This is a genomic window from Streptomyces sp. NPDC056144 (genome assembly GCF_042264145.1).
Taxonomy (GTDB): domain Bacteria; phylum Actinomycetota; class Actinomycetes; order Streptomycetales; family Streptomycetaceae; genus Streptomyces.
The window spans coordinates 16,005-39,165 of record NZ_JBHJVF010000007.1; the positions used below are offsets into that span (position 1 = coordinate 16,005).

Genomic DNA, 23,161 nt, shown 5'->3' on the forward strand with positions numbered 1-23,161 from the left:
CTGCACAAATGTGCGCGTTCTGTCACAGGGTCGCCACCTCGTCCCCCGACAGGAACCCGGCACGGGCAGCCGCTCGTCCCTGGGGGAGTACGACGGCCCCGGGATCGCCTAGTGTCGACACCGGGTCACGCGAGACGGCAAGACGGCACGGCAGAGTGAAGGACAGTGCGATGGCGCGGGTGGACATGACGGGGACCGAAAACGGCGGCGCGGGAGACGAGCACCCCGCCTCCGGAACCCCGTCCCCGTCCCCGTCCGGGTCCCGGTTCCGCACCGCCCTCGCCCGCCTCAGGCGCGATCCCGGCATCTGGCGCCGGGGCATCGTCGTGGCCGTCGCCGCGGTGGCCGTCGCCCTCGTGATGGCCTTCCACTCCTCGATCCCCAACACCGTCGGCAACCTCGGCAGCCTCACCGAGACCTTCCTGCCCTGGTTCGGCGCCTTCGTCCCGCTCCTGCTGCTCCTCGCCCTGCTGCGCCGGTCCGCCACCGCCCTGATCGCCGTCCTGCTGCCCGCGATCGTCTGGCTCAACCTCTTCGGCGGCCTCGTCGCCGACAAGTCCGTCCCCGGCGGCGACCTCACCGTCGCCACCCACAACGTGAACGCCGACAACCCCGACCCCGAGGGCACCGCCCGCGCCCTCGCCGCCTCCGGCGCCGACGTCCTCGCCCTGGAGGAGCTCAAGGGCGACATGGTCCCGACCTACGAACGCGGCCTGGAGGAGACCTACCCGTACCACTCCGTCCAGGGCACCGTCGGCCTCTGGAGCAAGCTGCCGCTGCGCAACCCCGAGCCCGTCGACATCGAGATGGGCTGGACCCGCGCCATGCGCGCCGACGTCGTCACCCCGAAGGGCGAGGTCGCCGTCTACGTGGCCCACCTGCCGTCCGTCCGGGTCAAGCTCAACGCCGGCTTCACCGCCACCCAGCGCGACAACAGCGCCAACGCCCTCGGCGCGGCCCTCACCCGCGACCGGCACGAGCGGATCGTCCTCCTCGGCGACCTCAACGGCACCATGAACGACCGCTCGCTCAACGCCGTCACCTCCCAGCTCCGCTCCACCCAGGGCGCGGCCGGCGACGGCTTCGGCTTCAGCTGGCCGTCCTCGTTCCCGATGGCCCGGATCGACCAGATCATGGTGAAGGGCGTCGAGCCCATGTCCTCCTGGGCCCTGCCGGCGACGATGAGCGACCACCTGCCCATCGCCGCCCGCGTGAAGCTCTGACGCCCAGGGCCTGTCCGGCCGGCGCCCTCGCGGGGCTCAGCCGGACGCCGGCTCCCGCCAGCCGTTGGTGATCGGCAGCCGCCGGTCCTTGCCGAAGCCCTTCGCCGAGATCTTCGTGCCCGGCGGGTACTGGCGCCGCTTGTACTCCGCCGCGTCGACCATCCGCAGCGTCCGCGCGACGACCTCCTCCTCGTACCCGGCGGCCACGATCTCGTCCTTGCCGCGGTCCTGGTCGACGTAGAGCGCGAGGATGCCGTCGAGGACCCCGTAGTCCGGCAGCGAGTCCGTGTCGACCTGGCCGGGGCGCAGTTCGGCGCTGGGCGGCTTGGTGATCGAGCTCTCCGGGATCGGCGGGGTCATGCCGCGGTCCTCGGCCGCCCGGTTGCGCCAGCGCGCGAGCCGGAAGACGTCCGACTTGTAGACGTCCTTGATGGGGCCGAACGCGCCGACGGAGTCGCCGTACAGCGTCGAGTACCCGACGGCGAGCTCGGACTTGTTGCCCGGCGCGAGGACGATGTGCCCCTCCTGGTTGGAGATCGCCATGAGGGTCGTGCCGCGCAGCCGGGACTGGAGGTTCTCCTCGGCGAGCCCGGTGAGCCCGAGCGAGGCCATGTACGCGTCGAACATCGGCTCGATGGAGACCGTGCGGTAGTGGAGCCCGGTGCGGCGGGCCAGTTCGGCCGCGTCGCCGCGCGAGTGCTCGGAGGAGTACTTCGACGGCATCGACACCCCGTACACGTTCCCCGCGCCGACCGCGTCGCAGGCGATCGCGGCGACGAGCGCCGAGTCGATGCCGCCGGAGAGGCCGACGAGCACCGAGCGGAACCCGTTCTTCGCCGCGTACGCGCGCAGCCCCACGACCAGCGCCGAGTAGACCTCCTCGTCGTCGTCGAGCCGGTGCGCGTAGCCGCCCGCGAGCTCCGCCTCGTACGCCGGGAGCGGCTTCTCGGAGAGCACCACCCGGTCGATGCGCAGCCCGTCGGCCACGACGCCTTCCGGCGCGTCGGGCTCGGCGGCCGGGAGCTCCAGGTCGAGGATCACGCTGCCCTCGACGAACTGCGGGGCCCGCGCGATCACCTCGCCGCCCGCGTCCACGACGATCGAGTCCCCGTCGAAGACCAGCTCGTCCTGGCCGCCGGTCGACGCCAGGTACGCCGTGACGCAGCCGGCCTCGCGGGCCCGCCTGCGGACCAGTTCGAGCCGTGTGTCGTCCTTGTTCCGCTCGTACGGCGAGGCGTTGACCGACAGCAGCAGCCCGGCCCGCGCGGCGCGCGCCGCGGGGACCCGGCCGCCGTCCTGCCACAGGTCCTCGCAGATCGCGAGGGCCACGTCGATCCCGTGCACGCGGACGACCGGCATGGTGTCGCCCTGCACGAAGTAGCGGTACTCGTCGAACACGCCGTAGTTCGGCAGGTGGTGCTTGGCGAAGCGCAGCGCGACCTCGCCCCGGTGCAGCACGGCGGCGGCGTTCTCCGGGGAGCCCGCGGGCCGTCCGAGCCGGGGCACGGCGTGCGCGGAGCGGTCGAGGTAGCCGACGACGACCGGCAGGTCGCCGAGGCCCTCGTCCGCGAGCCGCCGCGCGAGCCCGCGCAGCGCCTCCCGGGAGGCCTCGACGAAGGACGGCCGCAGGGCCAGGTCCTCGACGGGGTAGCCGGTCAGCGCCATCTCGGGGAACGCGACGAGATGCGCGCCCTGTCCGGCGGCGTGCCGGGTCCAGTGGACGATCGCCTCGGCGTTCCCGGCGATGTCACCCACGGTCGAGTCGATCTGATTCAGGGCGAGGCGTAGTTGAGGCACCCCGCCAGCATAATCGTCAGACCGACGCGATGTCCCGGAAAACACCCAGCGAAACGTTCCGCCAGGCCTGTCCCCGCCCCCTTCCCGCGATGCGCCCCCGCCCCCCTTCCCCCGATGCGCCCGCGCCCTCTTCCCCCGACGCGCCCCCGCCCCCTGCCCGACATGCGTCCCCGCCCCGCCCCGCCGATCATGGGCCCATGACGACCACTGACGATCCGGCGGAGTCGGCGCGGCCCGACGGGGCCGACGCGCAGACCGTCCGGGACGACGGCACCAAGCGGCAGTTCATCTCCTGGCTGACCCTCGCCTTCATGACCACCGCCTCGGTGGCGAGCCTCAGACCATCGCCGTCGATGGCCATCTACGGCCTCGCGGCGATCTTCCTCTACCTGCTCCCGGCCGTCGTCTTCCTGCTCCCCACCGCCCTCGTCGGCGCCGAGCTCGCCTCCGGCTGGTCCGGCGGCATCTACCGGTGGGTCAGCGAGGCCCTCGGCAAGCCCCTCGGCTTCGTCGCCGTCTGGTGCCAGTTCGCCATGACGATCGCGTACTACCCGAGCCTGCTCGCGTACGTGGCCTCGACCTTCGCGTACGTCATCGACCCCTCCCTCGCGGAGAACGGCCTGTACGTCGCGATCGTCATCATCGTCATCTACTGGAGCGGGGTCCTCATCTCCTCGCGCGGTACGAAGACGATCGCCGGCCTCTCCTCCTTCGGCCTCATCATCGGCACCCTCATCCCCGGCGTGCTGCTCGTCGTCCTCGGCATCGTCTTCCTCGGCCAGGGCAACCCCTCCGCGCAGCCGATGACCGCCGACCACTGGCTCCCGCCGTGGACCGGCCTCGCGAGCCTCGTGCTCATCGTCAACAACTTCCTGTCCTACGCGGGCATGGAGATGAACGGCGTCCACGTCTCCTCGCTGCGCGAGCCCAAGCGCGAGTACCCGAAGTCGATGTTCCTGGCGACCGGTCTCGTCCTGCTGATCTTCATCCTCCCGGCCCTCGCCATCGCCTGGGTCATGCCGGCCGAGCAGCTCAGCCTCACCGCCGGTCTGATGCAGGCATTCGAGGCCTTCTTCGACCACTTCTCCATCGGCTGGATGACCAAGGTCGTCGGCATCATGCTGGTCTGCGCCGCCCTCGGCGGCATGCTCACCTGGCTCTCCGGACCCGCCAAGGGCCTCGTCCTGCTCTCCCGGCAGGAGGGCTACCTGCCGCCCTCGCTCCAGAAGTTCAACAAGGACGGCGCCCCGCAGAACATCATGATCGCGCAGGGCGTCGTCACCACCCTGATCGCCGTCCTCTACGCCTTCAGCGACGACGTCTCCAGCTCGTACTGGATGTTCTCCGTCATCACCGTGCAGATCTACCTGATCGCGTACCTGCTGATGTTCGTCGCCGTCGTCAAGCTCCGCAGGTCCCAGCCGGACGTCGAACGCGGCTTCCGCGTCCCCGCCGTCGAGTGGGTCGCGGGCATCGGCTTCGTCGCCTCGATCGCCGCGCTCGTCATCGGCTTCGTCCCGCCGGACCAGTTCGGCGACCAGCCGCTCTGGCGCTACCTGCTCATCGTCGGCGGCGGCCTGCTGGTCCTCGGCATCATCATCCCGGCCGCGCTGCTCAAGTACCGCAAACCGAGCTGGGTCCACCCGGACCACAGGGAACCCTCCGGCACCCCCTGACGTTCGAACCCATATGTCGGGCATGCCGGGAAAGGTGACGCGGGCGGCGGCGGTCCTCCTCGGACTCGGCGCCCTCGCGTACACCGCCTGGGTCCTCGAAGTCCTCGTCCGGACCGGCCTCGACCCGGTCCGGACGTACGTCTCCGAGCTCGCCGCCGCCGACCAGCCCCTCGGCGGCCTCTTCCGCGCCACGGACCTGGTGGCGGGGCTCCTCGTCCTCGCGGGCGCCGTCACGGCCCTCGTCGCGAGACGGGGGGCGCGGCTCGCCCGGGAGAGACGGTGGGAGCTCGTCGGCTGGCTCGCCCTCGCCCTCTTCGGCGCCGCCACCGCCGCCGACTCCCGGCTCCCGCTCAGCTGCACCCCCACCGCCGACCCCGAATGCGCGGCCCGCGAGACCGCCGGACTCGTGCCCGCCACCCACACGGCCCACGCCGTCAGCTCCACCCTCGCCATGACCGGCGCCCTCGTCGGCATGGTCGCCCTCACCGTCGCCGCCCGCCGCTACGGCCGCCCGAGCCCCCTGTCCCGTACCGGCCCCGTCCTCGTCGTCCTGGAGCTCGCCGCCACCGCCTGGACCCTCGCCGCCGTCGCCGCCTTCGAGGCCGGCAAGGGCACCTGGTCCCTCGGCGCGGGCCAGCGGCTCCAGATCCTGCTGGTCGCCGTCTGGCTGGCCGTCCTCGCGTACTCCCTGGCGCGCTCCCCGGCCCGGGAGGAGCGGTGACCTTCTTCGTACGGATCGGGGGCACGGCCCACCACGTGGCCGTCGAGGGCACGGGGCCCGTCTGCGTCCTCTCCGCCGGTCTCGGCCTGAGCTGGTTCGACTGGGACCCGGTGGTGCCCCTGCTCGCCCCGTACCGCACGGTCGTCCGCTTCGACCGCCCCGGCCACGGCCTCTCCGCCCCCGCGACGGCCCCGCCGACGGCCCGCGGCGAGGCCGACCGCATCGCGGCCCTCCTCGACGCGCTGGGCGCGCGGGAACCCGCCACGGTCGTCGGCCACTCGATCGCCGGCTTCCACGCCGAGGCCTTCGCGCGCCTCCACCCGACCCGTACGCACGCGCTCGTCCTCGTCGACTCCTCCGTCGAGGAACGCCCCCGTCCGGCCCGTACCGACGCCGTCGCCCGGGCCGCGGGCCTGGTGCTGTCGGCCGCCGGACTCCCGGCGGCGCTGGGCCCGGCCCTGCGCCGGGCGGCCGTACGGAACGACAGCGCGCCCCGCGAGCTCATCCGCCGCGTCTACGGCACCTCACGCGTCCTGAGGGGCGCCCTCCTGGAGAACGCCCACTACGGCGCGGTCGCCGCCGGACTCCTCGCCCTCGGGGAGGACCACCCCCTCCCGCCGGACCTCCCCGTCGCCGTCCTCGCCGCGCCCGACGGCTCCGCCCGCTGGGAGCGGCGTCAGCGCGCGCTGGCCCGGCGGCTCGGCGCCCGCTACGAGGCGGCCGAACCGTCGGGCCATCTGGTCATGAAGGACCGCCCCGACGCGGTGGCCGGGGCGGTGCTCCGCGCCGCTCAGGAAGCCGCGTAGACGCTCTCGCAGAACGCCTTGAGCTGCTCGTCCGACAGATGGTGGGCGAGGTCCGCCTCGCTGATCATGCCGACGAGCCGCTTGCCCTCGATGACGGGGAGCCGGCGGATCTGGTGACTCTGCATCTCCTCCAGGACCGCGCCGACGTCCGCGCCCGCCTCGACCCAGCGGGGCGTGCCCTCGGCGATCGAGCCACAGGTGATCTTCGCCGGGTCGTGGCCCATGGCCACACAGCGGACGACGATGTCCCGGTCCGTGACGATGCCGCAGAGCCGTTCGTTCTCGTCGGCGATGGGCAGGGCGCCCACGTTGAGTTCGCGCATCAGCTGCGCCGCGCGGTCGAGCGTCTCGTGGGCCGGGATCCAGCGGGCCCCGGGGTGCATGATGTCCTTCGCCGTGGTCATGGGCGTGGTGCCTTTCGAACGGGGTCCCCGAGCTCACTCATTCTGTGGGCGCGCGACGGCCCCCGCGACCGCAGGGGTCACGGGGGCCGTCGCGCGCCGCGAGGGGGCCTGGTCAGGCGGCTCCGCGCTGCTTGAGCATGTCCGCCATCAGCAGGATCTCGGACTTCTGGGCGTCGACCATGCCCTGCGCGAGATCGCGCTCGACCCCGGGGACGCACCGGTTCACACAGCCCTCGGCCATGTGGACCCCGCCCTTGTGGTGGGCGGTCATCAGCTGGAGGTACAGGACCTCGGCGTCCCGGCCGCTCGCCCTGCGGAGCGCGTCGAGCTGGGCGTTGGTGGCCATGCCGGGCATGACCGCCCCGTCCGAGGACTCGCTCGGCATCCCCATCCAGGCCATCGGCTCGATCCCGGACTCGAACTTGGGCAGCCCCCACAGGTCGAGCCAGCCGAGCATCATGCCCCGCTGGTTGGCCTGCGTGTTGGCGATGTCGTACGCGAGCCGGCGGACGGCCTCGTCCTTCGTCCGGTCCCGGACGATGAACGACATCTCGACGGCCTGCTGGTGGTGGACCGCCATGTCCCGGGCGAACCCGGCGTCGGCGGAGTCCGTCGCCGGGGTACGGGGAGCCTCGTCGCGCTCCGCGGAGGCGACGGTCACGGCGCCCCCGGCGAAGAGCAGCGCGAGCGCGACGGCGGTGGCGGCGGCCCAGCGGGTCCGGTCGGGCCTGCGCACCGTCTCCGTACCCCCGGGCTCACCGGCGCTCAGGGGGGTCACTGCCCCATCCCGGTGCCACCCTGACCGGACCCGTCGAGGCCGCCCGTGCAGGCGGCACCCGGCTCGGGGGTCTGCGGGCCCTGGACGTACTTCGTGAAGAAGGCGTCGACGCGCGGGTCGGAGGCGCCGTCGACGGTGACCTGCTTGCCCCAGGCGGAGAGCATGATCTTGCCGGACTGGTCGTCGACCGGGCTCATCAGCGAGTACTTGGTCTTGCCGACCTTCTCGGCCAGCTTCTTCACGTCGGCCTGGTCGGCCTGCTTGTTGTACGTGACCCAGACGGCGCCGTGCTCCAGGGAGTGGACGGCGTTCACGTCGGCGACGGCCTTGTCGTAGACGACGCCGTCGCAGTTCATCCAGACCGGGTTGTGGTCACCGCCGACCGGCGGCTTCATGTCGTACTTCACGGCGGTCTCGACGTGGTTCCGGCCGAGCTTCTTCGCGTCCCAGGTCTTCTCGCCGGCGATGGGGGCCTTGGCGGCGGCGTCCTTGGCGTCCTGCTCGTCCGACTTCTTCATCAGCACGAAGGTGCCGAAGCCGACGAGGCCGAGGACGACGACGCCGGAGATGCCGAGGGTGATGAGGCGGGAGCGGCGCTCGCGGGCCTGCTCGGCGCGGCGCATCTCCTCTATTCGGGCGCGGCGGTCGGCGGTGGAGGAGCGGTTGGCGGCCATGGTGGTGTCGTCCTTCTGGGGTATGGGAGGGAAAGTCCGGTACAAGACGTGCGGAGGGCGGTGGATGAACCGTTTCCGCTTCCGCTACGTCCGGAGAACTTGAAGGACGTGCAGGTCCGGCGCCCGGGGCTGGGCGCCGGAGAGGTGCGCGGGACCGGCTGCGGAGGCCGGGTCGAGGCGCGGGTGACCGCCGGCCGCGTGGAGCGGGGAGTCGAGCGGGGGCGCGCTGAGCACCGCGGGGGAGAGGGAGGGGAGGAGGGAGCAGCGGCCGCGGTCGTACGGGCAGACGTACTCACCGGTCGCGGTCACGGCGACGGCCCGGACGTCGTACGTCGCGGACGCGGCCTGCGTGGACTCCGTGGTCTCCGTGGCTTCCGTGGTCTCCCCGTGATGGTCCCGGTCCCCGGGGTCCACGCTCCCCAGACAGACGAAGAGCGCGGCGAGGAGCGTCGCCACGGCACTCGCCAGTGCCATGGGACGCGCATGTCGGAACAGGCGTACGAGCCGCGGGGCCCCCATGGGCCGAGATCGTAGTGGGCGAGGGGCCCCTGTGGGCCGAACGGGGTACGAACCCGTACGGGCCGAGGGGGTGGAGCAGGGGACTCCAACGGACGGAACCCGACATTCCCCCCGGCTCCCCCGTTACCTGTGTCACAGCCGAGCAGGCAGTATGGGTACGCAACGTGCGCGAAACCATGTGGTGGGATGCTCAGGTGCCCCCCGATGCACCGGAGGCGGTGGGAGCAGGCGGCCTGACCAGCGAGGATGGGTGTGGAAATGGACAAGCAGCAGGAATTCGTGCTCCGTACGCTCGAGGAGCGCGACATTCGCTTCGTGCGCCTGTGGTTCACCGACGTTCTGGGCTTCCTGAAGTCGGTGGCCGTGGCACCTGCCGAGCTTGAGCAGGCCTTCGACGAGGGCATCGGCTTCGACGGCTCCGCGATCGAGGGCTTCGCCCGCGTATACGAATCGGACATGATCGCCAAGCCCGACCCGGGCACCTTCCAGATCCTGCCCTGGCGCGCGGAGGCCCCCGGCACGGCCCGGATGTTCTGCGACATCCTCATGCCCGACGGTTCGCCGTCCTACGCGGACCCGCGCTTCGTCCTCAAGCGGACCCTGGCGAAGGCCTCGGACCTCGGCTTCACCTTCTACACCCACCCCGAGATCGAGTTCTTCCTCCTGAAGGACAAGCCCCTCGACGGCACGCGCCCCACGCCCGCCGACAACTCCGGGTACTTCGACCACACCCCGCAGAACGTGGGCATGGACTTCCGCCGCCAGGCGATCACCATGCTGGAGTCGATGGGCATCTCGGTCGAGTTCTCCCACCACGAGGGCGCCCCCGGCCAGCAGGAGATCGACCTCCGCTACGCCGACGCGCTCTCGACGGCCGACAACATCATGACCTTCCGCCTGGTCATGAAGCAGGTGGCTCTCGAACAGGGCGTCCAGGCCACCTTCATGCCGAAGCCGTTCTCCGACTACCCCGGCTCGGGCATGCACACCCACCTCTCCCTCTTCGAGGGCGACCGGAACGCCTTCTACGAGTCGGGCGCCGAATACCAGCTCTCCAAGGTCGGCCGCTCCTTCATCGCGGGCCTCCTCAAGCACGCGGGCGAGATCTCCGCCGTCACCAACCAGTGGGTCAACTCGTACAAGCGCATCTGGGGCGGCTCCTCCCGCACGGCCGGCTCGGGCGGCGAGGCCCCCTCGTACATCTGCTGGGGCCACAACAACCGCTCGGCCCTCATCCGCGTCCCCATGTACAAGCCCGGCAAGACGGGCTCCTCCCGCGTCGAGGTCCGCTCCATCGACTCCGGCGCCAACCCCTACCTGACGTACGCGGTCCTCCTCGCCGCCGGCCTCAAGGGCATCGAGGAAGGCTACGAACTCCCGGCCGGCGCCGACGACGACGTCTGGGCCCTCTCCGACTCGGAACGCCGCGCGATGGGCATCGAACCGCTCCCGCAGAACCTCGGCGAGGCGATCGCCCTGATGGAGAAGAGCGAACTGGTCGCGGAAACCCTCGGCGAGCACGTCTTCGACTTCTTCCTGCGCAACAAGAAGCAGGAGTGGGAGGAGTACCGCAGCGAGGTCACCGCCTTCGAACTGCGCAAGAACCTCCCGGTTCTGTAAGGTAGATGGCCGCCCGCCCGGGAACGAACCTGACCCCCAGGCCGCTCCACCGGGTCGGCAACGCGGGCCTCGGCATCGCGCCCGCCATCGCCACCCTCGTCTCCCTGCCGGAGGCGTGGGCGGAGGGATGGCGGGTGACGGCGGCGCTCCTCGCCGTCCTCGCCGCCTGCGGTGTCCTCGCCGTACGCGGCTACCGCCTCCGCGTCCGGTACGAGGCCCACCGGCTCGTCGTCCGGGGCTACCTGCGGACGCGGACGATACCGCGCGAGTCCGTCACCTCGGTGACGGACTTCCCGGCCGTCCGCTGGACCACACCGTCCGGCCGACGCCGGTGGACGCCGATCATGGCGTTCGCGGTGTCGGAGTCCGGACCCGAGAGCATGCGGGCTCACAACCTCCGCAACACGGCGAGACTCCGCCGCTGGGCGTCCCGGGGCGGGCGCGGCGGCGGCACGTCCTGAACGGGCGGACTGTCAGACCCCCGGGCCACAATGACCGCCATGACCGACGGAATAACCTGGCTCGCGGCCCCCCAGTCCATCGCCTACGGCGGCTACGGCGTCGTCCTGGCGCGCGGCCTGACCCCGGACGAGCTGGTGGCCCGGCTCGCGCGGGCGACGTACGACGACCGCACCCCCCGTCCGCTCGGCGACCTCACCTCCGTGGAGCTGATCGAGGAACTGGACGACGAGTACGGGGGCGACGTCGACGACCCGGCCCTCCGCGTCGGCCAGGACGGCGACTGGGTCTACGCCGTCATGTACGGCCTCTGGCAGGGCGAGTTCGAGGACCTGACCCCCGTCTCCCGCGACGGCGCCCACGTCTTCCACCTCGAATTCGAGGAGACGAACGGCAAGCCGGTCCCGCCGTTCTTCCACTACTTCCACGACGACCGCCACCAGTGCGGCTTCAACCTCCACCTGGACGGCTCGTGGGGCTCCGCGGGCGTGGACGGCGACCCCGAAGTGGCATCAAAGGTGCAGGACTTGCTGACCGCGGCCGGCCTCCCCTCGGAAGTGATCCCCCAACGGGAGGTCCACCGCGCGACCCTCCAGATCCTCGAAGCCCACTTCGGCCTCGACCTCCCCAGGGTCCGCGTCCTGGACGACGCACTCCCGTCCGTCGTCCTGGAAACGGACTGACCGCCGCCGCTACGGCAACGTCCGCGTCAGCCAGGCCACTTCGCCCGCCTCGCCCTCCACCGTCACCCGGTCCCGCGTGAAGTCGAGCTTCTCCAGGACCCGCAGCGACGGCTCGTTCCAGGTGCCCACGGTGGACCAGAGGCGGGTGCGCCCGGTCGCCGCCGCCGCTTCGACGATCGCGCGGGACGCCTCGGTGGCGTACCCCCGGTTGTGGGCGTGCTGGAACAACTCGTACGCGATCTCGGGCTCTTCGAGCGTGGCGCGGCCGACGATCAGCCCGCAGTAGCCGATGAAGTCGCCCTCCTCCCGGCGCTGGATCGGCAGGAGGGCGATCCCGTTCTCCTCCGTCGCGGCGAGCATCTCCCCGATGGCCTTCCGGATCCGGTCGACGGGCGGCTTCCCCTTGCCCCGCTCGGCGAGCAGCTCGCAGAACTCCTCGGCGTCGGACTCGGCCCACGGCCGCAGGATCAGACGCTCGGTCTCCAGGTGGTACGGCATCGTCGTGTAGGTCGGCATGGCTCCCACTCTGCCCTGACCACGGAATTCCGTTGCCCGGGGGGCGGGAAAGCCGCACACTGCCCGCATATGAAGATCGAATCCGTCGCCACCGAGCGGCTTCTCCTGCACCCCGTCACCGTCGAGGCCGCCGAGCGGGTCGTCGCCCAGGAACCCGGAGAGGGGGACCGGTGGGCCGAGGGGTATCCCCGGGACGGGGACGTCCGGGCGCTCACCGGGTTTCTGGCGAAGGTCGCCGGGCACGGCGATCCGGGGGTGTTCCGGCACTACGAGATACGGCTCGACGGGGTCGTCGTCGGCGGGATCGGGTTTCACGGGCCGCCGGACGAGACCGGGGTCGCGACCGTCGGGTACGGGCTCGCGCCGGGGGCGCGCGGCAAGGGGTACGCCTCCGAGGCCCTGCGCGCGCTGATCGAGCTGGCCCGGCGGGCCGGCGCCTCCGGGGTGAAGGGGGACGCCGACCTGACCAATCCGGACTCCCATCGGGTGATGGAGGCGGCCGGTATGCCGTGTGTGGGGGAGGACGAGACGCTGCGGTACTTCGCCCTCCGGTTCTAGCGGATGTCGTGCCGGGGCCTCAGCGTTCCGTCAGTTCCGACGGGGCCTCCTGGACCACCCAGCCGTTGCCGTCGGGGTCCTCGAACGTCATGAACGAGTTCCACGTGTCGCCCTTGCCGTCCTCCCAGCCCGTCTCGCCGACGTGCATCACGGGGGAGACGGCGACACCCCGGCCCACCAGCTCCGCGCGCGCCGCCTCGATGTCCGTGACGCAGAGCTGGAGGCCGTGCAGGCTGCCCGGCGGCATCTCCTTCGTGCCGGGCATCGTGGGCATGCCGCTCAGCATCGCGATCGAACAGCGCGAGCCCGGCGGCGTCGCCTGGATGATCCGCATGCCGGGCGCCACCTCGTCGTCCAGATCGATCGTGAACCCGCACTTCTCCCCGTAGAACTCCTTGGCCTTGTCCATGTCGGTCACGGGGACGGGGACGACTTCCAGCGTCCAGTTCATCGGTTTGCTCCTCGCGAGAGATGAGGTGGAGGGAAGTACCACCGTCGCCCATCGGGCCCGTGGACCGCATCCCGACGCGCAAACCTCAGCGGTTCGCCGGCGTCCAGTGCAGCCGGCCGTCCAGGCCGATCGCCGCCACGCCCTCCCGGCCCGCGTCCGGCGCGCCGGAGAAGAGGAAGCCCTCCAGGGTCCACTGGGGGCGCGTCCCGCCGCGGCCCATCGGGGCCGTCGCGAGGAAGCCCGTGCGGGAGCGGACCGCGAGCATGCCCTCGCCGCCCGTCGCGCCGCTGACCGGGCCGAAGCCCGCGACGCCGCCGGTCAGCTCCCGGTAGGGCGAGACCAGGCCCGTGCCCGAGAAGGCGGCGCTCCGCAGGTCGCCGGAGGACGGCTTGCGGAACCAGAGCCGTACGCCCCCGGCCGCGCCCGCGTCCCCACCCCCGGCCGCGCCCTCGTCCGCGCCCGTGACCGGGCTCGCGCTCAGCGCGAGGGTCGTCGGCGGGAGGCCCGTCGGGGTCGGGCCGACGAGCGGTCCGCCGGGGCGCTCCGCCGCCCAGACCAGGACGGTCTTCGGGGTGCCGGCGAAGACGTGGCCGCGACCGGAGGCGTCCGTCGCGGCCACCGGGTCCCCGTACAGGTCGGCCCCGCCGAGCGTCCGCCACGGCCCCCACGCGCCGTCCGCGCCCTGCTCGCGCGCCGTGAGCCGGTGCGCGCTGTCGCGCAGGACGAGCGTCGCCCGCCCGTCGCGGCCCACGGTCACGGCGGGCGCGCTGATGTCCGAGGTGCCCGCCGCGTCGTTCCGCTCGGGCGTGCCGAGGGAGCGCCACGGGCCGAAGGAGCCTTCCGGGCCCGCCGTCGTCTGCTCGGCGGTCACGACCTCGCGCCGGTAGTCGGCGGGGTCGTCGCCCAGCGTCGTACGGGTCCCGAAGACGGCGATCCGGCCGTCGGGGCGCAGCACGGAGGTGATCCCGCTGTCGAGGCCGCCGCCGGCCAGCAGCTCCGGGCCGTGCCAGGCGGACTCGCCGGCCGGCTTCCGCCAGGTCGCGAGCCGCCCGTCGAGGACGGAGAAGGCGTGGAGCGCGCCGGTCCGGTCCCGCTGGACCCAGCTCGTGGAGGTGCCGCGCGCGTACCGCACGGTCGAGGTCCAGCCCGCGCCGGTGGGCCGCACCGCGACCTTCAGGTCGCCGCAGCCGGCCTCGGTCCCGCAGTCGTTGACCCGGTCCAGCCAGGAGTACGTCTTCACGGTCTTCAGCTTCTCGCCCGAGGTCTCGGGGTCGAGGGTGTGCGGCAGCGTCGTCGTCGGGTAGCCGAGGTAGTTCTGCACGCCGACGTGCGGGTGCCCGGGTATGCGCGCGTACCGGTCGAGGGCGGCCTGCGTGAACCGCGCCCCGTACAGGTGGTCCTGGTGGTCACGGAGCTTCCCGGTCTCCGGGTACGTGCCGGGGGACGGGTCCTGCATCCGTACGAAGGTCGGCCGGAACCGCTCCAGGAGCCCGGTGATCACGTCGACCACCTGGTCCTTCGTGTACGTGAAGTCCTCCGCGACGGGCGTTCCGGCGGCGCGCTGCGAGGCGAGCGCCGGGACCCGGCCGTGCCACAGGCCGTTGAGGCTGTGCGGGCTGTCGCCGTTGGTCGACCCCGCCTCCTTCAGCTGCACCCACACCAGGGAGACGTGCGGCTCCGCGCGCAGGGTGTCCAGCTCGGCGCTCGCCCCGCCGGCCGTGGGGATCGTGGTCCGGTCCCAGGGGCTCGTACGGTCCCCGGTGGCCATCTCCGCGTACGCGGCGCGTATGCCGTTCTGCCGGGCCTCGGCGTACCCCGCCTTGTCGGGCTCGACCGCCCCGCGCCTGGCCGCGTTCACGCCGTCCGACTCGCCGGAGGTGAGGTAGACGGCGGTCAGGGGGCTGCCGGAGCGCAGGGACTGGGAGACGTCGGGGTTCATGAAGAACAGGTCGTCGTCCGGGTGTGCCACGACCTGGAGGACCGAGGCCCGCTGGTGCGCGGCCCGCGCCGGGGACGCCGCAGGGGCCGGAGTGCCCGAAGGGGTCGGAGTGCCCGCGGTGGTCGGGGTGACCGAAGGGGTCGGAGTGCTCGGAGAAGTCGCGCGCTCCGCCGGATTCGCCGTCACCGACAGCAGTCCCGCGAACGTGCCCGCCACCAGGACGGCCGTCCCGACGGTCGTGAGGACCCGGCGGCGGGACGGGGGAGAGGTACGGCGGCTGACGGGCATCGGCGAGGGCGTGCTTTCAGGAGAAGGACCCCGAGGGGTGTACGGACAGACAGCAGGACGAGCAGCAGGTCGAACAGCAAGACGAAGTTTCAAGGATGCGGGTTCATTCCGTCCTATAAGCGACGATTGTGCGAGACGTCACGTGTGATCCCATACGATCCGCAGGCCTGAACACCCCCGCCCCCCGCGCCGGATAGGCTCGATCCCCCGGGTCGCCCCCGGGGTCCTTCCGGGGCCGTCCCCGGACGGACACGCTCGGAGGGAGCCGCGGAATGTCGGTGCCGGGACCTGTGCCGGGACACGAACCGGGACGCGAGCCGGGACGTGCGCCAGGACGCAGGAGCAGTACGTTCACCCGTCTCCTCCGCCACGGGTTCACCCACCCCTCGGAGGCGGAGAAGCTGCTCGACGTCCCCGAGCTGGCCGCCCTCCGTGGCGACGCCGTCCTCCTGGAGGCCCTCGGCGCCACCGCCGACCCGGACCTCGCCCTCCGGGGCCTCGTCCGTCTCGTCGAGGCCCAGCCCGAGACCGAGCGGCAGACCCTCACCACCACGCTGCTCTCCGCCAAGCCGTTCCGTGACCGGCTCCTCGGCGTGCTCGGCTCCTCGGAGGCGCTCGCCGACCACCTGGCCCGTCACCACCGCGACTGGGAGACCCTCGTCACGTACGAGGCGGCCGACCTCCACCCGGGCGTCGCCGAGTTCGAGCACGGCCTCGCCGAGGCCACCGACGAGGTCGCGCTCCGCGTCGCCTACCGCCGCTGCCTCCTGGCCATAGCGGCACGGGACGTCTGCGGCACCACCGACGTCGCCCAGACCGCCGCCGAGCTGGCCGACCTCGCCACGGCGACCCTCCGCGCCGCCCTCGCCATCGCCCGCACCGCCGCGCCCGCCGACGCCGCGCAGTGCCGGCTCGCCGTCATCGCGATGGGCAAGTGCGGCGGCCACGAACTGAACTACGTCTCCGACGTGGACGTCATCTTCGTGGGCGAGCCCGTGGAAGGCGCCGACGAGGGCAAGGCCATCCAGGCCGCGACCCGGCTCGCCTCCCACCTCATGCGGATCTGCTCGGAGACCACCGTCGAGGGCACCATCTGGCCCGTCGACGCCAACCTCCGCCCCGAGGGCCGCAACGGCCCCCTCGTCCGCACGCTCTCCTCCCACCTCGCCTACTACCAGCGCTGGGCGAAGACCTGGGAGTTCCAGGCCCTCCTCAAGGCCCGCGCCGTCGCGGGCGACCCCGATCTCGGCAGCCAGTACATCGACGCCGTCTCCCCGCTGGTGTGGCAGGCCGCCGAGCGCGAGAACTTCGTCGCCGACGTCCAGAAGATGCGCCGCCGGGTCGTCGACAACATCCCCGCCGCGCAGGTCGAGCGCGAGCTCAAGCTCGGCCCCGGCGGCCTCCGGGACGTCGAGTTCGCCGTCCAGCTCCTCCAGCTCGTCCACGGCCGCAGCGACGCCACCCTCCACAGCGGCACGACCCTCGACGCGCTCGCCGCCCTCGCCGCCGGCGGGTACGTCGGCCGCGCCGACGCCGCCCAGCTCGACGAGGCCTACCGCTTCCTGCGCGCCATGGAGCACCGCATCCAGCTGTACCGGCTGCGCCGCACCCACCTCGTCCCCGAGGACGAGGCCGACCTGCGCCGCCTCGGCCGCTCCCTCGGCCTGCGCACGGACCCCGTCGCCGAGCTGAACAAGGAGTGGAAGCGGCACGCGTCCGTCGTCCGCCGCCTCCACGAGAAGCTCTTCTACCGGCCGCTGCTGGATGCCGTCGCCCAGCTCGCCCCCGGCGAGATCCGGCTCAGCCCCAAGGCGGCCGGACAGCGCCTCGAAGCCCTCGGGTACGCCGACCCCGCCGCCGCCCTGCGTCACCTGGAGGCCCTCGCCTCCGGCGTCAGCCGCAAGGCCGCGATCCAGCGGACGCTGCTCCCCGTGCTCCTCGGCTGGTTCGCCGACTCCGCCGACCCGGACGCCGGTCTCCTCGGTTTCCGGAAGGTCTCCGACGCCCTCGGCAAGACGCCCTGGTACCTGCGCCTCCTCCGCGACGAGGGCGCCGCCGCCGAGAACCTCGCCCGCGTCCTGTCCGCCGGCCGCCTCGCCCCCGACCTGCTGCTCCGCGCCCCCGAGGCCGTCGCCATCCTCGGCGACCCCGAGGGGCTGAAGCCCCGCACCAGGGACCACCTCGAACAGGAGGTCCTCGCCGCCGTGGGCCGCGCGGACGGCGCCGAGCAGGCCGTCGCCGCCGCCCGAGGGGTGCGCCGCCGGGAGCTGTTCCGTACCACCGCGGCCGATCTCATCGGCTCGTACGGCACCGAGGACAACCCCCGCGAACCCGACCCCGGCGCCCTCGTCGACCGCGTCGGCGAGGCCGTCACCGACCTCAACGCGGCCACCATCGCCGGAGCCCTGCGGGCCGCCGTCCGCGCCGAGTGGGGCGACACCCTCCCGACCCGCTTCGCCGTCATCGGCATGGGCCGCTTCGGCGGGCACGAGCTGGGGTACGGCTCCGACGCCGACGTCCTCTTCGTCCACGAGCCCCGCGAGGGCGTCGACGAGCAGGAGGCCGCCAAGGCCGCGAACCGGGTCGTCGCCGAGATGCGGCGGCTCCTCCAGCTGCCGACCGCCGACCCGCCGCTCCTCATCGACGCCGACCTCAGGCCCGAGGGCAAGAGCGGCCCCCTCGTCCGCACCCTCAAGTCGTACGAGGCGTACTACCGCCGCTGGTCGCTCGTCTGGGAGAGCCAGGCCCTCCTGCGCGCCGAGCCGATGGCCGGCGACCGGGACCTCGGGGAGCGGTTCGTCGAGCTCGTCGACCCGCTCCGCTACCCCGTGGAGGGGCTCGGCGAGGACGCGATCCGCGAGATCCGCCGCCTCAAGGCCCGCATGGAGTCCGAGCGGCTGCCGCGCGGAGCGGACCCGACGCTCCACGCCAAGCTGGGGCGCGGCGGTCTGAGCGACGTCGAGTGGACGGTCCAGCTGCTTCAGATGCGGCACGGCTGGGCCGAACCGGGCCTGCGGACCACCCGTACCCGCGAGGCGCTCGCCGCCGCGCACGCCGCCGGGCTGATGCCGACGGACGAGGCGCAGATCCTCGACGAGGCCTGGGTGCTCGCGACCCGCGTCCGCAACGCGGTGATGCTGGTGCGCGGCCGCCCAGGGGACACCTTCCCCTCGGACCCGCGCGAGCTGGCCGCGGTGGGCCGCTACCTGGGGTACGAGGCGGGCCACGTCGGCGAGATGGTCGACGACTACCGGCGGATCACCCGCCGGGCCAGGGCCGTCGTCGAGGAGCTGTTCTACGGGGCCGCCTAGGAGGCAGGACGCCCCTTGGAGGGCGTCCTGCCTCCTAAGCCCTGGCGTCGTAGCTCTCCAGGAGGGCCCGCACCCGCGTCAGGTATCCGGTGAGCGCCAGCTCGAAGGCCTGGTCGGTGCGGCCCTCGGCGAGTGCGGCGAGCGCGAGGGCCAGTCGCGGGGTGGCCTTCTCGTCGGGCTCCCACATGGTCTCCGGCGCCGCCATGTCCAGCGCCGAGCCGAGGACGATGTTCTCCAGGGCGATGATCACCGGCATGACGTCCGGCAGCGCGAACCCCGCGTCCAGGAGGCGGCCGACGGCCTGTTCGTAGTGGGCGAGGACCTTGGGCGCGCGGACCGGTGAGGCCATCAGCAGCGGGATCACGCGCGGGTGCGCGGCGAAGGCGGCGCGGTAGGAGCGGGCCCAGGCGGCCATGGCCTCGTCCCAGGGCGTCAGCTCCAGGGTGCCGCCGTCGATCGCCGCGCAGACCCGCTCGCGCAGCAGCTCCACGATCCCGTCCCGGCCTTCCACATGGTGGTAGACGGAGCCGGTCTGCACCCCGAGCCGCCGCGCGATCTGCGGGACGCTGAAATCCCCCTGCTCGTCGACGATGTCGAGGGCCGTGGTGGTGATCCGCTCCAGGTCGAGGAGGGGTCTGCGCGGCCGGCCCATGGATCGTCTCTCCCTGTTCGGATGTTCGGAGGATGTTCGTCAGGTCTTCCCGAATCGTCGAAGGCGAGGCTACATTGCGCAAAACCGAAAGCCTTTAGGTTTCCTGTCGCGGAAGGCTCTCCCCGCCATGCCCGTTTCCGAAGTGCCCCCCGATCCCGGACTGAGAACGGGCACCCTCACCACCACCGACATCTCCCTCTTCGTCGTCTCCGCCGCCGCCCCGCTCACCGTCATGGCCGGCGTCGCCCCCGTCGCCCTCCTCCTCGGCGGCATCGGCGCCCCCGTCGGCTACCTCCTCGCCGGCCTCACCCTCACCGTCTTCGCCGTCGGCTTCACCACCATGAGCCGCCACGTCCGCAGCGCCGGCGCGTTCTACGCGTACATCACCCGCGGCCTCGGCCGCCCGGTCGGCATCGCCGCCGCCCTCGTCGCCATGCTCGGCTACAACGGCATGGAGATCGGCGTGTACGGGCTCCTCGGCTCCGCCACCTCGGACACCGCCACCGCCCTCACCGGCCACGGCGTCCCCTGGCTCCCCGTCTCCCTCGCCGGCCTCCTCCTCATCTGGTACGGCGGCTACCGCTCCATCGACTTCGGCGCCAAACTCCTCGGCGTCCTCCTCGTCGCCGAGACCGGCATCCTCGTCCTCCTCGCCGGCGGCGTCCTGCTCGACGGCGGCGCCGACGGCCTCTCCCTCGGCGGCCTCGCCCCCGGGAACGTCCTCACCGGCGGCATGGGCGCCGTCCTCGCCTTCGCCTTCGCCGCCTTCACCGGCTTCGAGTCCACCGTCATCTACCGGCGCGAGGCCAGGAACCCCGAGCGCACCATCCCCCGCGCCACCTACCTGGCCGTCGCGTTCCTCGGCCTCTTCTACGCCTTCGTCGTCTGGATCGTCGTCCAGGCCTTCGGCGAGGACAAGGTCGTCCAGGCCGCCACCGACGACCCCGCCGGCCTCTTCTTCGCCGCCATCACCACCTACGTCGGAGCCTGGGCCGCCGACCTGATGCACGTCCTCATCGTCACCAGCGTCCTCGCCTCCCTCCTCGCCTTCCACAACGCGATCAACCGCTACACCCTCTCCCTCGCCGAAGAGGGCGTGCTGCCGAAGGCCCTCGGCCGGGTCCACCCCCGCCACCGCTCCCCGTACCTCGCCGGAGCCGCGCAGACCGTCCTCGGCGCCGTCGTCGTCCTCGCCTTCGCGCTCGCCGGCGCCGACCCGTACCAGCAGCTCCTGCTCTGGGTGAACACCCCCGGCATGATCGGCCTGATGGTGCTCCAGCTGCTCGCCGCGCTCGCCGTGCCCTGCTACTTCCGGAAGATCGACCACGGCGAGGGCATCCTCCGCACGGTCGTCGCCCCCGTCACGGCGTTCCTGCTGCTCGCCGGGGCGATCGTCCTGGTCGCCGCCAACATCGGGCTCTTCACCGGCGCCCCGCCCACCGTCAACACCGTCCTCCTCTCCCTCACCCCCGCCGTCTTCCTCCTCGGCCTCCTCCTCGCGTACCGCCTGCGCCGCACCCGCCCCGAGGTCTACGCCGGCTTCGCCGCCGAACCCACCACAGAAGGAGCAGACCCCTCATGCCCGCACCCGACCTCGTCCTCGTCGGCGCCCGCGTCCGCGACCCCGAGCTCACCGGCGCCACCGCCGTCGCCGTCCATGGCGGAGTGATCACCGCCGTCGGCACGGACGCCGAGGCCCGCGACTGGGCGGGCCCCGCCACCGAGACCGTCGACCTGGCCGGCGCCACCCTCACCCCGGGCCTCACCGACTCCCACAGCCACCCCGTCTGGGGCCTGGAGATGTTCACCGGCACCGACCTGTCCGCCGTCACCGACCTCGACGGGCTCCGCGCGGCCCTCCGGACCGCCGAGCGCCGCGACGGCTGGGTCCTCGGCTTCGGCCTCGACCACAACGTCTTCGCCGGCCGGCCCGTCCACCGCGACCTGATCGAGGACGTCCTCGACGGCGCGCCGGCCCACCTCCGCCTCTACGACGGACACTCCGCCCTCGTCAGCGGCGCCGCCCTCAAGGCCGCGGGCATCGACGGGCCCCGCGCCTTCACCCAGCGCTCCGAGATCGTCATCGGCGCCGACGGCCGCCCCACCGGCCACCTCGTCGAGCACGCCGCCATGGACCTGATCACCCCGGTCCTGCCCGCCCAGTCCTTCGCCGAGCGCCGCGACCGGCTCGTCGCCCTGCTCACCGACATGGCCGCCACCGGCCTCACCGGCGCCCACGTCATGGACCTCGGCGGCCACGACGTCCCCGGCCTGCTCACCGCCCTGGAGGAGGACGGCGACCTGCCGCTCCGCCTCCGCCTCGCCCCCTGGTGCATGCCCGGCGCCATCGACGAGGAGCTCGACACCCTCGTACGGCTCCAGGAGCGGGCCGGCCGGATGTGGCGGATCGGCGGCGTGAAGTTCTTCATGGACGGCACCGTCGAGGGCGGCACCGCCTGGCTGGAGCACGCCGACTGCCACGGCCAGGGCACCGACGCCTTCTGGCCGGACCCGGAGACGTACTCCGCTGCCGTACGCCGACTCCACCGCGCGGGCGTCGGCACCGCCACCCACGCCATCGGCGACGCGGCGGTGCGCCACGTCCTGGACACCGTGGAATCCCTCGGTACGGGCGGTCCCCGCCATCGCGTCGAGCACATCGAGACGGTCCCCGACTCCCAGCTCGGCCGCTTCGCCGCCCTCGGCGTCGTCGCCTCCATGCAGCCGCCGCACACCGCGTACACCCGCGCCGACCGCACCGACGAGTGGTCGAAGCGGCTCGGCGACGAGCGGGCGGCCCGCGCCTGGCGCTGCCGCGACCTGCGGGAGGCCGGCGCGCACCTCGCGCTCGGGTCGGACTGGCCCATCGCCCACCACGACGCCCGTCAGGTCCTGGCCACCGCCCGCGCCCCGCGCGGAGCGGCCTCGGCACGGCACGGTCTCACCGGCCTGATGGCCCTGGAGGGCATGACCACGCACGCCGCCGTGGCGGCGGGGGAGGAGGCGGTCGCGGGCCGGATCGCCCCGGGCTACCGGGCCGACCTCACGGCCTTCGCGCTCGACCCGGTGGAGGCCTCCGCGGACGAGGTCGAACAGGCCCCCGTCCGCCTCACGGTCTCCGGCGGCCGGATCACGTACCGGAGCTGACCTGCTTCGGCTCCTGCTCCTGCTCCTGCTGAGCCTTCGCCTTCGGCTTCCGCTCCACCGCTCCCACGGACCGCACCGGCTCGACCAGCTTCGGCAGCCGGTGCGGCCTGGAGCCGTACCAGAAGTACGAGACGAGGAAGCCGAAGGCCAGGCAGAGCATGCCGCCGAGGGCGTCCATCCAGAAGTGGTTGGCGGTCGCGACGATCACGACGAGCGTGAACGCCGGGTAGAGCAGGCCGAGGATCTTCGCCCAGGGCGCCTTGGCCAGCAGGAAGATGGTGACGCCGCACCACAGCGACCAGCCGATGTGCATCGACGGCATCGCCGCGTACTGGTTCGACACGTGCTTGAGGTTGCCCGAGGCCATCGAGCCCCAGGTGTGGTGCACGAGGACCGTGTCGACGAAGTCCATGTTCGTCATGAGCCGGGGCGGTGCGAGCGGGTACAGGTAGTAACCGACGAGGGCCACACCGGTCGTGGCGAACAGGACCGTGCGGAACGCGGCGTAACGGCCCGGGTGCCAGCGGTAGAGCCAGACGAGCACACCGATGGTCACGACGAAGTGCAGCGTCGCGTAGTAGTAGTTCATCGAGACGATCAGCCAGGTCACCGAGTTCACGGCGTGGTTGACGGCGTGCTCGAAGGCGAGACCGAGGGACTGCTCGGTCCCCCAGATCCAGTCCGCGTTCTTGAGCGCCTGGGCCTTCTGCTCCGGCACCGCGTTGCGGATGAGGGAGTACGTCCAGTAGCTCACCGCGATGAGCAGGATCTCGAACCAGATCGTGGGCCGCCGCGGCGTGCGCGCGCGAAGGCGTGCGAACCTGCCGTCGGCCCCGATGGGTGACGACGGGGTCGTCCGGTCGTCCAAACTCTTCACGGTCGTTTCACCCATAGGCAGAGAGTTTGCCAGATCCCGCCCCCCGACCGATCATCCCTCGG

At 72.5% G+C, this 23,161-nt stretch carries 21 protein-coding genes; 11 read left to right on the forward strand and 10 right to left on the reverse strand.

From position 1 onward, the window contains the following. Positions 1-170: 170 nt before the first annotated feature. On the forward strand, positions 171-1,223 hold the full coding sequence (locus ACFC0Z_RS21820; RefSeq protein ID WP_376440391.1) for an endonuclease/exonuclease/phosphatase family protein: 1,053 nt from the start codon (positions 171-173) through the stop codon (positions 1,221-1,223). Between the two features lie 36 nt (positions 1,224-1,259). Here ACFC0Z_RS21820 and ACFC0Z_RS21825 read toward each other — a convergent pair whose 3' ends face one another. Further along, on the reverse strand, positions 1,260-3,020 hold the full coding sequence (locus ACFC0Z_RS21825; RefSeq protein ID WP_376440394.1) for an NAD+ synthase: 1,761 nt from the start codon (positions 3,018-3,020) through the stop codon (positions 1,260-1,262). A gap of 197 nt (positions 3,021-3,217) precedes the next feature. Here ACFC0Z_RS21825 and ACFC0Z_RS21830 point away from each other — a divergent pair, with 197 nt between their 5' ends. The 3 genes from ACFC0Z_RS21830 to ACFC0Z_RS21840 are packed head-to-tail and all read left to right on the forward strand — an operon-like array spanning position 3,218 to position 6,223. After that, positions 3,218-4,696 (forward strand): APC family permease, encoded by a 1,479-nt coding sequence (locus tag ACFC0Z_RS21830; RefSeq protein ID WP_376440396.1) that lies wholly within the window; start codon positions 3,218-3,220, stop codon positions 4,694-4,696. A 22-nt stretch (positions 4,697-4,718) separates the two neighbouring features. Further along, on the forward strand, positions 4,719-5,417 hold the full coding sequence (locus tag ACFC0Z_RS21835) for a DUF998 domain-containing protein (protein WP_376440398.1): 699 nt from the start codon (positions 4,719-4,721) through the stop codon (positions 5,415-5,417). Then, positions 5,414-6,223 carry an alpha/beta fold hydrolase gene (locus ACFC0Z_RS21840; RefSeq protein WP_376440400.1) on the forward strand — a complete coding sequence of 270 codons (810 nt, stop codon included), beginning with the start codon at positions 5,414-5,416 and terminating at the stop codon, positions 6,221-6,223. Before ACFC0Z_RS21835 ends, ACFC0Z_RS21840 begins: the two co-directional genes overlap by 4 nt. On the opposite strand, the gene ACFC0Z_RS21845 is transcribed toward ACFC0Z_RS21840, so the two are convergent. From ACFC0Z_RS21845 to ACFC0Z_RS21860, 4 genes are all read right to left on the reverse strand, one after another. After that, positions 6,208-6,627: a CBS domain-containing protein gene (locus tag ACFC0Z_RS21845; RefSeq protein ID WP_376440403.1), complete on the reverse strand. Its 420-nt coding sequence runs from the start codon at positions 6,625-6,627 to the stop codon at positions 6,208-6,210. The two genes, ACFC0Z_RS21840 and ACFC0Z_RS21845, sit on opposite strands and share 16 nt — an antisense overlap. A gap of 112 nt (positions 6,628-6,739) precedes the next feature. After that, positions 6,740-7,396, reverse strand: coding sequence for a DUF305 domain-containing protein (locus ACFC0Z_RS21850; RefSeq protein WP_376441294.1), 657 nt, complete (start codon positions 7,394-7,396; stop codon positions 6,740-6,742). A gap of 5 nt (positions 7,397-7,401) precedes the next feature. Continuing rightward, the gene (locus tag ACFC0Z_RS21855) at positions 7,402-8,079 is read right to left on the reverse strand and encodes a DUF3105 domain-containing protein (RefSeq protein ID WP_376440405.1); all 678 of its coding nucleotides are present in this window, start codon (positions 8,077-8,079) and stop codon (positions 7,402-7,404) included. 84 nt (positions 8,080-8,163) lie between these two features. Further along, a complete protein-coding gene (locus ACFC0Z_RS21860) occupies positions 8,164-8,553 on the reverse strand; it encodes a hypothetical protein (RefSeq protein WP_376440408.1) in 390 nt (129 codons plus the stop codon). Between the two features lie 303 nt (positions 8,554-8,856). Between ACFC0Z_RS21860 and glnA the strand changes: the two genes are divergently transcribed. Genes glnA through ACFC0Z_RS21875 form a run of 3 tightly spaced genes read left to right on the forward strand, consistent with a single transcriptional unit; the run spans position 8,857 to position 11,360 of the window. Next, on the forward strand, positions 8,857-10,218 hold the full coding sequence (glnA, locus tag ACFC0Z_RS21865) for a type I glutamate--ammonia ligase (protein WP_376440411.1): 1,362 nt from the start codon (positions 8,857-8,859) through the stop codon (positions 10,216-10,218). A 5-nt stretch (positions 10,219-10,223) separates the two neighbouring features. Further along, on the forward strand, positions 10,224-10,679 hold the full coding sequence (locus tag ACFC0Z_RS21870) for a hypothetical protein (RefSeq protein WP_376440414.1): 456 nt from the start codon (positions 10,224-10,226) through the stop codon (positions 10,677-10,679). Between the two features lie 39 nt (positions 10,680-10,718). Beyond that, complete coding sequence (locus tag ACFC0Z_RS21875; protein ID WP_376440417.1) at positions 10,719-11,360, forward strand: DUF6461 domain-containing protein; 642 nt, start codon at positions 10,719-10,721, stop codon at positions 11,358-11,360. Between the two features lie 9 nt (positions 11,361-11,369). Here ACFC0Z_RS21875 and ACFC0Z_RS21880 read toward each other — a convergent pair whose 3' ends face one another. Then, positions 11,370-11,876, reverse strand: a complete 507-nt coding sequence (locus ACFC0Z_RS21880; RefSeq protein ID WP_376440419.1) for a GNAT family N-acetyltransferase — start codon at positions 11,874-11,876, stop codon at positions 11,370-11,372. Positions 11,877-11,945: 69 nt separating this feature from the next. Here ACFC0Z_RS21880 and ACFC0Z_RS21885 point away from each other — a divergent pair, with 69 nt between their 5' ends. Continuing rightward, positions 11,946-12,434: a GNAT family N-acetyltransferase gene (locus ACFC0Z_RS21885; RefSeq protein ID WP_376440422.1), complete on the forward strand. Its 489-nt coding sequence runs from the start codon at positions 11,946-11,948 to the stop codon at positions 12,432-12,434. A 19-nt stretch (positions 12,435-12,453) separates the two neighbouring features. On the opposite strand, the gene ACFC0Z_RS21890 is transcribed toward ACFC0Z_RS21885, so the two are convergent. Further along, on the reverse strand, positions 12,454-12,885 hold the full coding sequence (locus ACFC0Z_RS21890; protein ID WP_376440424.1) for a VOC family protein: 432 nt from the start codon (positions 12,883-12,885) through the stop codon (positions 12,454-12,456). An 85-nt stretch (positions 12,886-12,970) separates the two neighbouring features. After that, complete coding sequence (locus ACFC0Z_RS21895) at positions 12,971-15,112, reverse strand: PIG-L family deacetylase (protein WP_376440427.1); 2,142 nt, start codon at positions 15,110-15,112, stop codon at positions 12,971-12,973. 278 nt (positions 15,113-15,390) lie between these two features. Here ACFC0Z_RS21895 and ACFC0Z_RS21900 point away from each other — a divergent pair, with 278 nt between their 5' ends. Then, a complete protein-coding gene (locus ACFC0Z_RS21900) occupies positions 15,391-18,423 on the forward strand; it encodes a bifunctional [glutamine synthetase] adenylyltransferase/[glutamine synthetase]-adenylyl-L-tyrosine phosphorylase (protein WP_376440429.1) in 3,033 nt (1,010 codons plus the stop codon). 34 nt (positions 18,424-18,457) lie between these two features. Here the strand turns inward: ACFC0Z_RS21900 and ACFC0Z_RS21905 are convergent, their stop codons facing one another. Continuing rightward, positions 18,458-19,075, reverse strand: coding sequence for a TetR/AcrR family transcriptional regulator (locus tag ACFC0Z_RS21905; protein ID WP_376440431.1), 618 nt, complete (start codon positions 19,073-19,075; stop codon positions 18,458-18,460). A 127-nt stretch (positions 19,076-19,202) separates the two neighbouring features. On the opposite strand from ACFC0Z_RS21905, the gene ACFC0Z_RS21910 reads away from it, so the two are divergent. Together ACFC0Z_RS21910 and ACFC0Z_RS21915 are read left to right on the forward strand one after the other, a co-directional pair. Further along, entirely contained in the window at positions 19,203-20,744 is a 1,542-nt protein-coding gene (locus ACFC0Z_RS21910; RefSeq protein WP_376440434.1) for an APC family permease, read from the forward strand. Beyond that, the gene (locus tag ACFC0Z_RS21915) at positions 20,654-22,222 is read left to right on the forward strand and encodes an amidohydrolase (protein WP_376440437.1); all 1,569 of its coding nucleotides are present in this window, start codon (positions 20,654-20,656) and stop codon (positions 22,220-22,222) included. The genes ACFC0Z_RS21910 and ACFC0Z_RS21915 overlap by 91 nt, the downstream gene beginning before the upstream one ends. Here ACFC0Z_RS21915 and ACFC0Z_RS21920 read toward each other — a convergent pair. Further along, positions 22,206-23,114 carry a phosphatase PAP2 family protein gene (locus tag ACFC0Z_RS21920; protein WP_376440440.1) on the reverse strand — a complete coding sequence of 303 codons (909 nt, stop codon included), beginning with the start codon at positions 23,112-23,114 and terminating at the stop codon, positions 22,206-22,208. The genes ACFC0Z_RS21915 and ACFC0Z_RS21920 overlap by 17 nt on opposite strands. Positions 23,115-23,161 lie beyond the last annotated feature (47 nt).